Genomic DNA, 257 nt, shown 5'->3' on the forward strand with positions numbered 1-257 from the left:
TCCCGGGTGCGTCTGTTCCCACAGCATGTCGTCGGCGGGGTGCAGCAGAATCGGCGCGTCGAGGGTCTCCGAGAGTTCGGGTGCCACGGTCACGTGGTCGTTGTGTCCGTGGGTGCAGACGATCGCCTTGACGGTGCGGCCGGCAACCGCGTCGACGATCGGGGCCGCGGTGTGTGCGGCGTCGACGATCACCACCTCGTCGTCGTCACCGATCAGCCAGATGTTGTTGTCGACGTCCCAGGTGCCACCGTCGAGGC

General features: G+C 67.3%; 1 protein-coding gene. It reads right to left on the minus strand.

Going from position 1 to position 257, the window contains the following annotated elements; translation table 11 throughout:
- Positions 1-257 (minus strand): MBL fold metallo-hydrolase (locus MTX34_RS25565; protein WP_243611209.1); only part of this gene is annotated, 257 nt, incomplete at both ends.

The organism is Rhodococcus sp. ARC_M5 (genome assembly GCF_022810405.1).
GTDB classification, from domain to species: domain Bacteria; phylum Actinomycetota; class Actinomycetes; order Mycobacteriales; family Mycobacteriaceae; genus Rhodococcoides; species Rhodococcoides navarretei.